Genomic DNA, 14310 nt, shown 5'->3' with positions numbered 1-14310 from the left:
GCACGACCCCGCACGGATCGGCCCGTACGGGATCACGCCCCCGAGGGGGTCAGAGCAGGCGCGCGGGGCAGCCCAGCTCGTCGCCGATCCGCCGGAGCCCGTCGGTGAACCCGGCGCGGGTGTCCCGCCGGAACCCGACGAAGAAACGGTTGGCGAGCGGGACGCCCCATCTCCAGCGGTTCGCCACGTTGCGGACCCGGTGGGTGACGAGGGTCCCCTCCGGGTGCGGGGCGACGGTGTACTCACCGCGGTACCACCAGCCGCCCTGGACGGCGATGGTGTCCCCGCCGTTCCCGGTCACCTCGACGGTCATGGCGTGTGCCGGCGTGCTGAGGGTGAACCGCTCCGGCCCGCCCGAGACGACGCCGCCGTGCGCGGTGAGCAGCCAGAGGTTGTCCCGGCCGACCGGTCCGGGACGCACGGTCAGCAGCAGCCGTCCCACCTCGCCGGGCGGGGCCCCGACCACCCCGGCCGCCTCGAACAGCGGGGCGGGCCTCACGGCGAGGTCCGGCGGGTGTTCTGGAAGGAGGTGAACCTCCAGGCGTCGTCGCGTACGGCGACCAGGGTGACGATCGAGTCCCGGGCGGGGTCGGGCGGGGCGTCGGCCCCCGCCAGGGCACCGGTGGAGATCACCACGGCGACGTCGGGCCGTACCCGCTTGACGTCGGCTCCGCCCTCTCCCGAGGAGAGGCCCGTCAGGCGCGAGCCCTTGAGCGGTCCCTCGAACAGGGCGCGGTGCGCCTCGGTGACGGCCTGGCGGCCCGTCAGGCGGAGCCCGAAGAAGGTGATGTAGTCGGCGTCCTCGGTGAACAGGTCGCCGTAGGCGTCGGCGTCGCCCGCGTTCCAGGCCGCGGTCAGGCGGTCGAGCAGATCGCGGATCTCGGCGTCGGCGGATGTGGGGGTGGGCATGGGTCTTCTCCTCGCGATGGGCGAGGGGCCTATCCTTGGAGTTCTGGAGTCCGGGACGGCCGCCTCGCGGTCGGTTCGGTGTCTTCTCCGCCGGCCGGGTGTTGGCGCACCCGGCCGGCGCTCACGGCCGCGGGTCGGCGGCCCTTTCGTTCACGTGCGGTCCTTCCGGTCGTCCGTACGCGCGTTCCGTTCCCCTTTCCCGGTTTCCGGTTCTCGTTCCGGTACGCGGGACCGGCCGGGCTCCCCGCCGGGGTCGTGGGACCCGGCCGGTCCCGCGTCCACGCCGGTCCGGCCGAGCAGCTCGCGGTTGCCGGGGTCGTCCCAGGTGATCTCGCCCGACTCCAGCCGGGCCAGGAGGCCGCGTACCCAGCCGAGCTCGGCCGCGCGCAGGGCGCGCTCGTACTCGACCTCCAGCAGCAGCACGGGCGGCAGCCCGCTCCCGGTCAGCCCCCGCAGGCTCTCGTCGGCCGTGACCACCCTGCCCTCCAGGGTGGCGGCCCTGCCGCGCAGCGCCCGTTCCACCTCGATCGGGGGCAGGCATCCCGCCATGGAGAGCGCGGCGGTGAAGGCGAGGCCGTCCGGCCCCACCTCCTCCAGCGACCGGCGCAGGCGGGTGGCCAGCTCGGCCCTGCCCTCGCCGGTCAGCTCGTAGACGGTGCGCTCGGGCCGCCGCCCCTCCCTGCCGGTGCTGACGGGCACGATCAGCTCGTCCCTGACCAGCCGGTCGACCGCGTGGTAGAGGCTGCGCGGCAGGCCGGTCAGGTAGTCCTTGTGCGTGTCCACCACGAACCGGTGCATCTCGTAGGGATGGCTCGGTCTGACCGAGAGCAGCGCGAGCACGGTCAGCCCGGCCAGATCCGCTCCCCGTGCCATGACCGCTCCCGTCGACGCTCTAGTGCGAAATTCCTTATGGCGTTTTGCACTATAGCGACATGCCTGTGAGCCGTACAAGACAGGAGTCTCGTACGACTCACAGGACGGATCCGGTCGCCCCCGGGCGGACGGTCAGCGGGTGGTGAAGTCCGGTTCCCAGGTCTTGTCCGCCACCTGGTTGTTCTCCCGGTAGCCGGACAGGGGCACGGCCTCGCCGCCGTTCAGGCCGACCAGGAGCAGCCGGTTGCGGAACTCGCCGCCCACGCAGTCGTTCTCGCCCTTCCTCTCGCAGGCCCAGACGATGAGACGCTCGTCGTCCGCCCACGCCACGGCCTGTTCGATCCAGTACCCGGGGGCCGCGTTGAACGGGACCGTGCTCCCCGTGGTCAGGTCCCGGACGCCGACGATCGCGCTCCGGTCGGGACCGTCAACGGCCAGACGCCTGCCGCCCGGCGAGAGGCCGGCCTGCTGGTAGGTGTCGGCCTCCTCTGACGGCGCGGCCTGGGCGTTGCCCCGCAGGTCGTAGTACCTCTTCATCGGGGACCCGCTGGAACTGTGCTCCCAGACGAGCGTGCCGTCGTCCGCCCAGGAGAGATCGCTACGGGTACCCATCTCGTCGGGATGATGCGGCAGGCCCTGGAAGGTGGACCGGCCTTCCGCCAGCTCGACGACGGTGAAGCCGATGCGGCTGGGTGCCGACGTCTGCTGCGTGCCTTCCTCTACGACGTAGGACTCGTCGGGGTTGGCGGAGTAGTTCGTGAGCAGCAGCCTGGTCGCGTCCGGGGACCAGTACACGGACGCGGCGGGACGATCCAGGGTGATCCAGTGGACCTCGGTCCCGCGCCCGGTGAGAACCCCCACCCGGCTCGCGGGCACCGTCTCCAGGAACGCCGCCGCCCTTCCCCCCCTGGCGACGTCGAGCCAGGCCCACGGGGTGGGCTCGTAGCGGCCCAGCTCCCGGTCGTAGCGGTGCCAGGTCATCTTCCTGACCTGGCGGTCCTCGGAGATCTTCTCCTCGGCCCAGGTGTAGTAGGAGTAGGCCGCCGCCCTGCCCGCGGCGACCAGGGTCTCAGGGGGCGAGGAGTCCGGGTCCGCGGCGGTCTCGGTGGACGGGTCCGGCTCGGCGACCACGACCGTTCCCCCCCTCCGGTCGTCCCGCGGCTCCTCTCCCCGGACCAGTGCCGGGACGGTGACCGCCGCCACGACGACGCTCGCGGCCGCCCCCGCGGCCACCGCGAACGTCCGCGTCCGGGCCCACCGCCGCCGCCGGAGAGCGGATCCGGCCAGGTCGCCGGACGGCACCCGGGCCTGCTCCGCCCACTCCCTGAAGGTCTGCCTCACCAGTTCGTCGATGGTCATCTCGTCACTTCCCCGAAGATCGTGTGCGGCCCCTTCAACTCGGGTGCGAGGTGGCGCAGGCGGGCCAGGGAGCGGTGGGTCGTGCTGCGGACCGTGCCGACCGAGCAGCCGAGGATTCCGGCCACCTCCGCCTCCGGGAGGTCCTCGTAGTAACGCAGCACCAGTACCGCCCGCTGCCGGGGTGTGAGCCTGGCCAGGGCCTCGCGCATGACGATGCGCAGATCCGTCCCCCGCGTGCCGTCCTCCACGGCTCCCTCCGGCAGGTCGGCGACCACGGTCTCACCGCGCCGCCGCCACCACGACACCTGCTGGCGGTACATCACCTGCCGGACGTACGCCTCGGGCGTCTCCACCCGTTTCCACCGGGCGACCGTCCTGACCAGCGCGGTCTGCAGGAGATCCTCGGCCGCGTGCTGGTCGCCCCCGGTCAGCAGGAAGGCCAGGCGCATCAGCGCGGGAGAGCGCGCCGAGACGAACTCGCGGAAACGTCGCTCCTCTGCGGCGTCCACGATCACCTCCACTTCGTGTCGTCCCCCTGTAGACGCGCCGGAGGGTCGCCGCTATGCCTCCCCGCGCGGACGACCTTCCCCGGGGAGCGTCTTCCGCGCGGACGGCCTTCGTACGGACGGGACGGACGAGAGGGGCGGCGGGCCGGACGATATCCGGATGCGCCCCCACGAAGCGGGAGGAAGAATGCGGGGTGGCGGGGCGGGACACCCCGCTCGCCGCGAGACCGCCCCACGGGAAGGACACCGGACACGGTGCGGAACATCGTCGCGCGCCCCTACGAGGGCCCCGCCGACCTGCGCAGGATGCAGGATCTCGTACGGGCCGCCTGGCACCCCGCCGCCAGGCCGCACGTCGGCGGTCTCGCGTGGAGCCGGTTCCAGCACGTGGGCCGGGAGGCGGAGTGGCCGACCGTGCTCTGGGAACGCGGCGACGAGACGCTGGCCTGGGGGTGGGCGACGCCTCCGGGCGAGCTGGAGCTGTTCGTGCATCCCGGGCACGCCGAGCTGGCCGGCGAGGTGCTCGCCTGGTTCCACGGGGTGGTCTCCCGGAGCGGGACGACCGGGACGGCCGTGACGATCCTCGCGGGCGAGGAGGAGCTCGCCGCGACCCTGGTCCGGCACGGATACCGGCCCGGACCGGCGGACGCGCCCTTCCTGCTGCGCATGGCGCGCGACCTGCGCGACCTGCCGGAGCCGGAGGTGCCGGCCGGTTTCACCGCGCGGCACGTGCGCGGCGAGGAGGACGTGGCCGGGAGGGTGGCCGTCCACCGGTCGGCGTTCGCCCCCTCGTCGGTCACCGAGGAGAGCTACCGGAACGTCATGCGCGCGTGGCCGTACCGGCCGGAGCTGGACTGCGTCATCGAGGCGCCGGACGGCCGCCTGGCCGCGTACTGCCTGATCTGGCCGGACGAGGTCAACGGTGTCGGGGAGCTGGAGCCGGTCGGCACGCACCGGGACTTCCGGCGGATGGGACTGGCCCGCGCGGTCTGCCTGCACGCGCTGCACCGGCTCGGGCGGACGGGGGCGGGAAGCGCGATCGTCCACCCCCGGGGGGACGCGGGCCATCCGGTGCCCGCCCGGCTGTACGAGACGCTCGGCTTCCGGGCCGTCGACCGGACGGTCCGCTACACGCGGCTTCGATAAAACGCGTGCGCCTTTCTCGATACGACATATCCCCCTTGTATCGAAAATTCCCCTACGACGATCATGAGATCGCACGCGGCCTTATAACTCTTACTTACTGGCAAGCGGCATTACAGGGTTGATCTCACCTGGCAGCGGATAGACGTCACATATGCGAAGCACCATCCACCGCTGTCTGATCGCCGGTTCGGCCTTCACCCTGGTCACGGCCCTGTGCTGCGGCACCGCGGGCGCCATGGTCGATCCGTCCCCGAATTTCCGGCGCGTTCCGCTGCCGGACCAGTTCACCGCCATCAGGGAGGGCAACAGGGGAATCGAAGTATATAACGTGAAAAAAAGACTTAAGCGACTTGGCTTTTCTCCGGGAAATCTCACCCTCACGTACGACCCCGCCCTCCGCATGACCGTCTGGGCCTTTCAGAAGGCCAACGGGCTGAGACCGGTCAACAGGATCGACCCGCCGACCTGGCGTGCCCTGCTGCACCCCCGGCCCATCAGGCCCCTGGTGAGGAACGGCGAGTCCGAGCGGACCGAGATCGACCTGCGGCGCCAGCTCCTCACGGTCTGGAGCCGCGGGCGGCCGGTGCTGGTCAGCCACATCTCCACCGGCGCGGGCAGGTCGTACTGCGAGGAGGGGCACTGCGGCTTCGCCGAGACCCCGGTCGGGGACTTCCGGGCCGGGCAGCGGGCACCGGGCTGGTCCACCGGGGTCCTGGGGTCGATGTTCCACCCCGTGTACTTCAACGGCGGCATCGCCGTCCACGGCTCCACCCTCGTCCCCCGCTACCCCGCCTCGCACGGCTGCGTCCGGGTCCCGCTGCACAACGCCGTCGACCTGTACCGGCTGCTCCGCCCCGGCCACCCCGTCCATGTCCGGCGCTCCCACCTGCGCGAGGGGCACCGCTCGAAGTCCGGCCGGGAGCCGAACCTGCGCACTCCCGGCGAACGACGCGGGACCTCGCGCGATCCCGGTCCCGCTCTCCGGCCCGCCTACTGAAGGTCCCGCTGAGCACGGTCCGCTGAGCACTGTCCGCTGAGCACTGTCCGCTGAGCACTGTCCGGGGAGGGCGTCCCGGGGAGGATCAGGCGTCGAACAGCGCGCTGACCGACTCGCCGTCGTGGATCCGGCGCATGGCCTCGGCGAGCGCGGGAGCGATCGACAGCACCGTCAGCCTGGAGTCGGGCTTGACGTCGGGGACGGGCACCGTGTTGGTGCAGACGACCTCCTCGACCTCGGCCCGGTCGGCGAGGCGGTCCACGGCCCCGTCGGCGAAGAGGCCGTGCGTGCAGGCGACGCGTACCGAACGGACCCCACGCTCGCGCAGGCGGTCGAGGAGTTCGATCACCGTCGTGCCCCGGGCGATCTCGTCGTCCAGGATGATGACGTCCTTGCCCTCGACGTCGCCGATCACCGAGCTGATGACGACGCGGTCGTCGCTCAGCCGCTGCTTGGCCCCCATCGCGACCCCCACGCCGAGCATCCGCGCGAACGTCGCCGCCTCCTTGGCGTTGCCCAGGTCGGGGGAGACGATGACGGTCTCGGAGAGGTCGTACCGGCGGAAGTGGGCCGCCAGCTCGCGCAGGGCGTGCAGGTGATCGACCGGGACGCTGAAGAAACCGTGGACCTGGGGCGAGTGCAGGGTCATGGTGAGCACCCGGCCCGCGCCCGCCGCCACCAGGAGATCGGCCACCAGGCGGGCGCCGATGGAGATGCGGGGAGCGTCCTTCTTGTCCGAGCGGGCGTAGGCGTAGTGCGGCATCACCACGGTCGTCCTGGCCGCCGAGGCCCCCCTGGCGGCGTCCAGCATGAGCAGCAGCTCGACCAGGTTCTCCTGGACCGGGGGGACCAGCGGCTGGATCAGGAACACGTCCCGTTCCCGGCAGTTGGCCTGGAGCTGCACCTCCATGCAGTCGTTGGCGAAGCGCTTGACCCGGACCGGATGCAGCGGGGTCCCGAGGTGGGCGCAGATCTCCGCCGCCAGCTCGGGGTGGGCACTACCGCTGAACACGGTGATGTCTCGCACGAGGCGCTCCTTGCCTGTGTGGTGGTCCGGACCGGCCGGTCCCGCGGCCGTGTCACCGGCGGCCCCGGGCCGGACTCCGGTGTCGCTTCCAAGCATCTCGGACGACCCGGCGGAACGATCGGAGGGGGTCCGGGACAGGCCGGAACGACGATCGTCTCCGGAGGTGCCGTACCGGCACGTCGGGAGAGGGGGACGCGAAAGGGCGGTGGGTAGGCGGGCCGGTGCGGACGAGCCGGTGCGTCGCGGGAGGGCGGCGGACAGGCCGGTGCGTCAGGCCCGGTGCGTCGCGGGAGGGCGGCCGGCGGGCCGGTGCGTCAGGGGAGGGCGGCGGGCAGACTGGGCGCATGCGAACCCGCGTCGCCGTGGTCGTCCTGCTCGCCGCCCTCCAGGGCGCGGCCGGATGCTCGTCCGGCGAGTCCCCGGCACGGCCGCGCAGCGCGTCCCCGTCCTCCCCGCCACCACCGTCGGCCTCCCCGCCATCCCCGCCCTCCACGGCGGCCCCGCGAGGCTCGACGGACTCCGTGGTCATGGAGTGCGACGGCATGGTCGCCGCCGAACGCGCCCCCTCCGCGAACCTGGAGGTCGTCGGCGGTGCCGTGGCCCTGCCGACGAGCAGGACGCACGAGCGGGCCCTGCAGGTGTCCAGGACGAGGCTGCCCGACGGGAGCGAGGGCCTGTTCGCCAAGCAGGGCCTCATGGTGCGGCGCGGACGGCACGTCGAGCTGGCCGTGCCGGAGAGGGTGGCCGACCGTTTCTGGCTGAAATGGGGTCGTCAGGGCCCGACCGGCATGCGCGTGGTGAATCGCTGCGACGCCGGGAACGAGTGGATCGCCTTCGTCGGCGGATACCTCGCCCGGAAGGCCGGCTGCCTTCCGGTCCTGGTCAGCGTGGACGGGCGCGCCTTCCGGGAGGTCCTCATCGGCGTCGGAGCGCCGTGCCCGGGTCAGCGGCCCGCCCCCGGCCTCTGAACCGCGCACCGGCCGCACCGACCGGGCCGCCCGCACCAGCCGGGCCGGACGCCGTTCCCGTGAAATCCCGCGGACGCCGGCGGAGGTCGTCCGCGTGTTCCTCGGCCCACGGGCGGGACGTCCGCGCCGGTCGCCCGAGCAGGCGTTCCACGGTGTCGGTCACCCGCTCGGGCGAGGCCACGAACGACTCCCACGCCCTCGGGCCGGCCTCTGCGAAGGCCGCGTTCCCCTGCCGCCGTCGACCGCTCGCGGGCCGTCTCCGGCGCACTGCCGGTCGCACCGGTCACCGGAACCCTGCTCATGACCGTGGAACCAGGAGGTGCGTCCACGTCATACCGTCGGCACGCCCGGCACGATCGGGGCCGGTTCCGCGCCGGGCGATGAGTTCGGCGGTCGCCGCGGGTTGTACCGGCGACACCACGCCGAACAAGACGGAGATTGGTCATGCCGATACCGCACATGCCCTACCCGCCGTGCCGGGAGGTGGCCGGCACCGGCCCGGCCCCGTCGTCGCCGACCGGCGCGCCCGGCGACGCGACCGCGTCCACCGGGGCCGCCGACACCGCCCCGGCCACCCCTGCCCCCCCATCCGCCCCCGGCATCCCGGTCACCTCGGCCAACCCGATCACCCCGACCGTCCCGGTCGCCCCGGTCGCCCCGGTCGTGCGGACGGTCCGGTGAACGCCCCGGTCACCGGCGCCACCCCGGCCCGCGCCGGGCGCCGGGCGTACGTGGGCCTGGCCGTGCTGGCGCTTCCCACGATCCTGGTCGCGCTCGACATGAGCGTGCTGTACCTGGCGATGCCGCACGTGGCGGGCGGCCTCGGCGCCGACGGCGTCCAGCAGCTGTGGATCGTCGACATCTACGGATTCGTCCTGGCCGGTCTGCTGGTGACGATGGGCACCGTCGGCGACCGTATCGGCCGCAAGCGGCTGCTGCTGATCGGCGCGGTGTGCTTCGCCGCCGCCTCGGTGCTGGCGGCCTGCTCCACCGGCCCGGAGATGCTGATCGCCGCCCGCGCCCTGCTGGGGGTGGCCGGCTCCACCATCATGCCGTCCACGCTCGCGCTGCTGAGCACGATGTTCCCCGACCCGAGACGGCACGCGACGGCGATCGCGGTGTGGATGGGCTGTTTCATGGGCGGCACCGCGCTCGGGCCGGTCGTGGGCGGCGTACTGCTCGAGTCGTTCTGGTGGGGCTCGGCGTTCCTGATCGGCGTGCCGGTCATGGCGCTGCTCCTGGTCCTCGGCCCGAAGCTGCTGCCCGAGCACCGCGTCCCGGACGCGGGACGCATCGACGTGGCCAGCGTCGCCCTGTCGCTGTCCACGGTCCTGCCGCTGGTGTACGGGCTCAAGCAGACGGCACGCGACGGTCTCGACGTCCTGACGCTGGTGGCCCTAGTGATCGGGCTGGTGAGCGGGACGTTGTTCGTGCGCCGGCAGAACCGGCTGGCCGACCCGCTGCTCGACCTGAGGTTGTTCCGCGACCGCACCTTCCGCACCGCCCTGCTGATGACGTTGTGCGCCGGGCTGACCGGGGCGAACCAGCTGTTCGTCTCGGCGTACCTGCAGTCGGTCGAGCGGCTGTCACCGCTGGCGGCCGCGCTGTGGATGCTGCCGCCGGTCCTCGCCATGCTCGTCGTCATCCAGCTCTCGACGGTGCTCATCCGGTGGTTCCGGCCCGCGTACGTGATCTCCGCGGGGCTCGCCCTCGCGACCGCCGGGTACCTGCTGCTGACCCTGCTCGACGGGTCGGGGGACCTGCCCCTCACCGTCACCGCCCTGGTCGTCGTGAACATCGGCATCGGCCCGATGGGCGGGCTGTGCGCGACGCTGGCGATGCGGTCCGCGCCACCGGAACGGGCCGGTTCCGCCGCGTCGCTGACCGAGACGGCCGGTGAGTTCGGCATCGCGATGGGCATCGCCACGATCGGCATCGTGGGAACCGCCCTGTACCGGGCCACGATCCACATCGGCGACGCCGTACCGCAGGGTGCGGCCGCGATCGCGCGGGAGAGCGTGGGCGGCGCCCTGGCCGTCGCCGGCGGCCTGCCCGCCTCCACGGCCGGGCCCCTGCTGGACAGCGCGTACCAGGCGGTCACCGCGAGCCTGCGGGGCGGCGCCGTGATGTGCGCGGTCCTCACCACCGCCGCGGCGCTGATGGTACTGGCCGGACTCCGGGACGTGCCGGCCGGCCACGCCGGGACGCACTGAGGACGCGGGCCGCGGCCGGCCCCTCATGGAGCACGTCCGGCCTGGTCCGGCCTGGTCCGACCTGGTCCGGCCTGGTCCGGGCGCGTCCCCGGTCGTTCACAGGGAGGCCGCGGCCGCCGCCCGTTCCATGAGCAGGGTGCGCTCGCGTGCCGTCGGCGCCAGGGCGGCCGCCCGTTCCAGCTCCTCGGCCGCCTCGGCGTGCCGGCCCAGGCGCAGCAGGACGTCGCCGCGCACGGCGCCGAACAGGTGGTAGCGGGCCATCCGCGGATCGGCGCGGACCGCGTCGAGCGCCTCCAGCGCGACCTGGGGCCCGTCCGCGTGAACCAGCGCGACCGCGCGGTTGAGCTCCACGACGGGTGAGGGCGCGAGCTGGACGAGGGCGTCGTACAGGGAGACGACGGCCTCCCAGTCGGTGTCCTCGAAGCGGGGGGCGCGGGCGTGGCAGGCGGCGATGGCCGCCTGCACGGTGTACGGCCCCAGCGGCCCGCCCGTCCTCCTGGCGCGCGCGAGACAGGACAGGCCGTGCGCCACCAGGGTGCGGTCCCAGCGGGAACGGTCCTGATCCTGGAGCAGGACCGGCTCGCCGTCCGGGCCGGTACGGGCCCGGAAGCGGGACGCCTGCAGCTCCATCAGCGCCACGAGCCCGTGCACCTCGGGTTCGCGGGGCAGCAGGCCGGCCAGGATCCGGCCGAGGCGCATGGCCTCCTCGGCGAGGTCCCGGCGCACCCACTCCTGTCCCGACGTGCCCGAGTAGCCCTCGTTGAAGACGAGGTAGACGACCTCCAGCACCGCCGACAGCCGCGCCGTCAGCTCCCCGTCGCCGGGCACCTCGAACGGCACCTGCGCCTCGGCCAGCGTGCGCTTGGCCCGGGAGATCCGCTGCCCCATGGTGGCGGAGGGCACCAGGAACGCGCGGGCGATCTCCTCGGTGCCCAGCCCGGCGACCAGCCGCAGGGCCAGCGCCGCGCGGGACTCGCGGGACAGGACCGGGTGACAGGCGACGAAGATCAGCGACAGCAGCTCCGAGTCCGCCGCGGCACCGGTCCCGGGTCCCGACTCCAGGAGGCCGGTGGCCAGGTCGGCGTACTTGCGGTCCCGCATGCGCTCGCGGCGGATCAGGTCGATCGCCCGGCGCCTGGCCACGGTGGTCAGCCAGGCGCCGGGATTGTCCGGGACGCCCTGTCGCGGCCACTGTTCGAGGGCCGAGGCGAACGCATCCTGTGCGATCTCCTCGGCGAGCCCGAGGTCCTGGACCACCCTGGCCAGGAAGGCCACCAGATGCGCGGACTCGATCCGCCACACCGCCTCGACCGTGCGCCGTACGTCCATCAGGTCCTCCTCCCGGACACCGGGGACGTCCTCAGCCCCGCGCTCCCGCGGCCTCCGGGTCCCCCTCCTCGTGGACGGGCCGCACCTCCAGGACCTCCCGTGCCCCGTCCGGGTGGACGGGGCACTGCCGGGCCCACTCGACGGCCTCCTCCACGGAGGAGACCTGCCAGATCCAGAAGCCGACGACGATCTCCTTGCTCTCGGTGAACGGGCCGTCGACGACCGAGGTCGTCCCCCCTTCGAAGACGACCTGCGCCCCGCCGGAGCTCGACCCCAGACCTGTGCCGTCGAGCATGATGCCCGCCTTCGTCAGCTTCTCGTTGTAGGCGTCCATGGCCGCCGCCATCTCCGGCGTCATAGTGATCCCGGCCTCGTCGGCACCGTTGATCTTGATCATGACCATGACCTTCATGACGTGTCCTTCCTCGGTGGTGGCCGCCCGTCCCGTTCCGCCGAGCGGCCCTTTCTCACCTGTACGTCGAACGAGGAGCGGGCCGTTTCTACACCGCGACCCCGGATCCCTGACTTTCAGAGAAAACGGGAGCTGCGGACTCGGCCAGGGCGAGACCCGTGCCGCGGACCGACGTGCGGGAGGCGGCGAGGGCACACGGTCTCGGCGAGCAGGGGACGGTGGTCCCGCCCGGGAGGGACGGATCCTCAACCGGCCGTGGGCGTGGTCTCGGCGACCTTCTTGACGTACCGATTCCGGGCCTCGATCAGCTCGGCCATGTAGCGGCGGAGAACCAGCCTCTCGGCGATACCTCCGACGGGTCCGAAAGGCGCGGCGAACTCGATGACGTCGCTCATCGCCGTGCCGCCGCGGCCGTCGGGCCGGAAACGGTGGACGTGGTGCCAGCGCTCGAAAGGGCCTGACACCTGCTCGTCCACGAAAAGGTCAGGGCGATCGTAGGCGCTGATCACGGACGTCATCCGCCAGTGGACGCCGAAGTGCCGTGCCCGCCACGTGACGGTGTCGCCCAGCCTCAGGGCACCGGCGGTCACACCTCCGACCGCCTGCTCAGAGGATCCCGCCATCGACGCCGCGTGAACGTCCACGTCCAACGAGACGTCGAAGACCCGCTCCGGTGGCGCCATGACATGCGTGACGATCTCAAAGCCCGTCATGCACCAAGCCTAAGGCGGCAGGCTCCGTTCGGACCGTCACGTCCGGCCGGTCGAGGCCGTCGGCGCGGGGACACCCCCGACCTTGCCGCCCTGAGCACGGAGAACAGGGCGGGCCAGGCCGGTCGGGGCCCCGCGGTCGCGGGCGGACGTCAGCTCGCCGCCAGGGCCACCGTGGGGGCCAGACGGGAGGCCCTGATCGCCGGGTGGATCCCGGCGATCGCGCCGACGACCAGCGTGGCGGTGAAGGCACCGGCCGGCACCCAGGCGGGCATCGTGGGCGGCCAGCCCTGCGACAGCGCGTACCCGGTGGTCGCCAGGACGCCGAGCGCGAGCCCTGCCACCCCGCCGAGCGCCGACAGCAGCAGCGCCTCCGTCAGGAAGTGGTGGCCGAACCGCGAGAGGAGGGCGGGCTCACGGTGACCGTGCGCCTGCCCTCGTCGCCCCTGTCGCCCCCGACGCCCCCGACGCCCCTGTCGCCGCCCGGATCGCTCAGAACCGGGGGATCGTCCCGGTGAAGGACCGGTTCGCGAAGGTGCCGGAGACGGTGGTGTCGTCGGTGGCGTGGAAGGCCTTCCACGAAAGGCGCACCGGGTGGGACCCGGTTCCGCCGGTGACGTCCAGCCGGGCGGTGACCTCGCCGTCCGGACGACCGCAGTTCGTCCGGTCGCATCGAGGCGCGCCGTGGAAGGCGCGCGGGTTCGCCAGGAACGTACGCAGCGTGGCGCGGACGCACTCGTCCGCGGGCGCACCCGTGGTGAGGTCGTGGCCGGCGAAGCGGACCCGGGAGAAGACGGCGCCGGGGAGGCGCCGGGCCACCTCGGCCACCTCGGCGGGCGTGGTGGTGTCGAACCTGGTCGGCCACATCGGCACCGCGGTCACCGGGACGGCCCGCCACCTCCGGGTCCGGCCCGTCGCACAGGAGGGAGCGACGCGCACTTCAAAAGGACATATGCATTATGGACTCCTTTGCGTGACATTAAGCGCTGCATCCCGCTACGGATGTCACATATGGGAGATCCCTTAATCCCTCAACGATCGCCACGGGCTCAGGCTCCGGGGAAGATGACGGATGCCCCTTCGCAGCCTTGGTGGTGATCGATCATGAATTCGTGGACCGAGGAGGAACTGGCGCACGGCTGGCACAGCGCGTCCCACCTACGGCAGTCCTTGCTGGCCGGGCACCCGGTGCCTCGGCTTCCACCACAGACCGTACGGCTTCTCCCCGGCGAGATCCTGCACGGAGACACCCAGCTGCGCCACGAGGTGTGGTACGGCATGGACGTCACCTACACGCACTCGACGTTCGCCTTCGGCGGGCCCGTGATGTTCGCCGCCGGCCTGCTGGCGAGCGCCGCCGGAAACGCGCACCGGAAACGCCAGGCCGAGGCCATGGCGGCTCAGCAATGGCGGTTCCACGGTCAAAACCGCACCATGCTGACGAGCCATCGGATCATGGCGTTCGCCTCGGACCGGTGGGTCACCTGGGAACACCGGGCCGTCGTGGAGTTGTGGCCCGCACCGCAGGACTTCACCTTCACCCTGGTCTTCAACGGCATCGACCCGCTCCGCCTCACGGGTCCCGGCGCGCCATGGTTCAGCGTTCTCCTCGCATTCCAGCTCTACGGCCCCGCGTTCCTCGCAGAACGCCCGGAATTTCACAGCATGGGAACCCACGTACCGTCACCCGGGCATGGGCGCGTGATCGAAGGAGCGCGGGAGCGCGAACCCTGGGGCGACTCGGCAGGAGGGACCTGAACGGCCATGGCCACCGTACTCACGCCCGAACGCGAAGGCCTGTTCCTGTCGTCGGCCGAGGACCTCGAAGCCCTGCCCCTGTCACCGGCCGAGGAGCTCGAAG

The 14310-nt window shown here is 72.5% G+C and carries 17 protein-coding genes; 6 read left to right on the top strand and 11 right to left on the bottom strand.

Annotated elements, in window-relative coordinates; all coding sequences use genetic code 11:
* Nucleotides 1–49 precede the first annotated feature (49 nt).
* The 5 genes from ACIBCT_RS19885 to ACIBCT_RS19865 form a co-directional block, all read right to left on the bottom strand.
* On the bottom strand, nucleotides 50–499 hold the full coding sequence (locus ACIBCT_RS19885; protein ID WP_399190456.1) for a hypothetical protein: 450 nt from the start codon (nucleotides 497–499) through the stop codon (nucleotides 50–52).
* Nucleotides 496–909: an SgcJ/EcaC family oxidoreductase gene (locus tag ACIBCT_RS19880; protein ID WP_399190454.1), complete on the bottom strand. Its 414-nt coding sequence runs from the start codon at nucleotides 907–909 to the stop codon at nucleotides 496–498. Before ACIBCT_RS19880 ends, ACIBCT_RS19885 begins: the two co-directional genes overlap by 4 nt.
* 150 nt (nucleotides 910–1059) lie before the next feature.
* A complete protein-coding gene (locus ACIBCT_RS19875; protein WP_399190452.1) occupies nucleotides 1060–1782 on the bottom strand; it encodes a PadR family transcriptional regulator in 723 nt (240 codons plus the stop codon).
* 132 nt (nucleotides 1783–1914) lie between these two features.
* Nucleotides 1915–3141, bottom strand: a complete 1227-nt coding sequence (locus ACIBCT_RS19870; protein WP_399190450.1) for a hypothetical protein — start codon at nucleotides 3139–3141, stop codon at nucleotides 1915–1917.
* Entirely contained in the window at nucleotides 3138–3650 is a 513-nt protein-coding gene (locus ACIBCT_RS19865; RefSeq protein WP_399190448.1) for a SigE family RNA polymerase sigma factor, read from the bottom strand. Before ACIBCT_RS19865 ends, ACIBCT_RS19870 begins: the two co-directional genes overlap by 4 nt.
* A 252-nt stretch (nucleotides 3651–3902) precedes the next feature.
* On the opposite strand from ACIBCT_RS19865, the gene ACIBCT_RS19860 reads away from it, so the two are divergent.
* Complete coding sequence (locus ACIBCT_RS19860) at nucleotides 3903–4793, top strand: GNAT family N-acetyltransferase (RefSeq protein WP_399190446.1); 891 nt, start codon at nucleotides 3903–3905, stop codon at nucleotides 4791–4793.
* 151 nt (nucleotides 4794–4944) lie between these two features.
* Entirely contained in the window at nucleotides 4945–5790 is an 846-nt protein-coding gene (locus ACIBCT_RS19855; RefSeq protein WP_399190444.1) for a L,D-transpeptidase family protein, read from the top strand.
* An 85-nt stretch (nucleotides 5791–5875) separates the two neighbouring features.
* On the opposite strand, the gene ACIBCT_RS19850 is transcribed toward ACIBCT_RS19855, so the two are convergent.
* A complete protein-coding gene (locus ACIBCT_RS19850; RefSeq protein WP_399190442.1) occupies nucleotides 5876–6817 on the bottom strand; it encodes a ribose-phosphate diphosphokinase in 942 nt (313 codons plus the stop codon).
* Nucleotides 6818–7161: 344 nt separating this feature from the next.
* Between ACIBCT_RS19850 and ACIBCT_RS19845 the strand changes: the two genes are divergently transcribed.
* The 3 genes from ACIBCT_RS19845 to ACIBCT_RS19835 all read left to right on the top strand — a co-directional run bounded on the left by ACIBCT_RS19845 (nucleotide 7162) and on the right by ACIBCT_RS19835 (nucleotide 9998).
* Nucleotides 7162–7785 carry a hypothetical protein gene (locus ACIBCT_RS19845; RefSeq protein WP_399190440.1) on the top strand — a complete coding sequence of 208 codons (624 nt, stop codon included), beginning with the start codon at nucleotides 7162–7164 and terminating at the stop codon, nucleotides 7783–7785.
* A 444-nt stretch (nucleotides 7786–8229) separates the two neighbouring features.
* Nucleotides 8230–8466, top strand: coding sequence for a hypothetical protein (locus ACIBCT_RS19840; RefSeq protein WP_399190438.1), 237 nt, complete (start codon nucleotides 8230–8232; stop codon nucleotides 8464–8466).
* Complete coding sequence (locus ACIBCT_RS19835) at nucleotides 8463–9998, top strand: MFS transporter (RefSeq protein ID WP_399190436.1); 1536 nt, start codon at nucleotides 8463–8465, stop codon at nucleotides 9996–9998. Before ACIBCT_RS19840 ends, ACIBCT_RS19835 begins: the two co-directional genes overlap by 4 nt.
* A 96-nt stretch (nucleotides 9999–10094) precedes the next feature.
* Here ACIBCT_RS19835 and ACIBCT_RS19830 read toward each other — a convergent pair whose 3' ends face one another.
* From ACIBCT_RS19830 to ACIBCT_RS19810, 5 genes are all read right to left on the bottom strand, one after another.
* Nucleotides 10095–11327 carry an RNA polymerase sigma factor gene (locus ACIBCT_RS19830; protein WP_399190434.1) on the bottom strand — a complete coding sequence of 411 codons (1233 nt, stop codon included), beginning with the start codon at nucleotides 11325–11327 and terminating at the stop codon, nucleotides 10095–10097.
* Between the two features lie 31 nt (nucleotides 11328–11358).
* Nucleotides 11359–11739, bottom strand: a complete 381-nt coding sequence (locus tag ACIBCT_RS19825; RefSeq protein WP_399190432.1) for a YciI family protein — start codon at nucleotides 11737–11739, stop codon at nucleotides 11359–11361.
* Between the two features lie 245 nt (nucleotides 11740–11984).
* Nucleotides 11985–12452 carry an SRPBCC family protein gene (locus ACIBCT_RS19820; protein ID WP_399190430.1) on the bottom strand — a complete coding sequence of 156 codons (468 nt, stop codon included), beginning with the start codon at nucleotides 12450–12452 and terminating at the stop codon, nucleotides 11985–11987.
* 149 nt (nucleotides 12453–12601) lie between these two features.
* Nucleotides 12602–12793, bottom strand: a complete 192-nt coding sequence (locus tag ACIBCT_RS19815) for an ABC transporter permease (protein ID WP_399190428.1) — start codon at nucleotides 12791–12793, stop codon at nucleotides 12602–12604.
* 148 nt (nucleotides 12794–12941) lie between these two features.
* Nucleotides 12942–13331: a hypothetical protein gene (locus ACIBCT_RS19810; protein ID WP_399190426.1), complete on the bottom strand. Its 390-nt coding sequence runs from the start codon at nucleotides 13329–13331 to the stop codon at nucleotides 12942–12944.
* A 222-nt stretch (nucleotides 13332–13553) separates the two neighbouring features.
* Between ACIBCT_RS19810 and ACIBCT_RS19805 the strand changes: the two genes are divergently transcribed.
* Nucleotides 13554–14207, top strand: a complete 654-nt coding sequence (locus tag ACIBCT_RS19805; RefSeq protein ID WP_399190424.1) for a hypothetical protein — start codon at nucleotides 13554–13556, stop codon at nucleotides 14205–14207.
* Nucleotides 14208–14310: the final 103 nt, after the last annotated feature.

Source organism: Streptosporangium sp. NPDC050855, assembly GCF_044456585.1.
GTDB classification, from domain to species: domain Bacteria; phylum Actinomycetota; class Actinomycetes; order Streptosporangiales; family Streptosporangiaceae; genus Streptosporangium; species Streptosporangium longisporum.
This window is presented reverse-complemented; position numbering and strand designations above follow the sequence as displayed.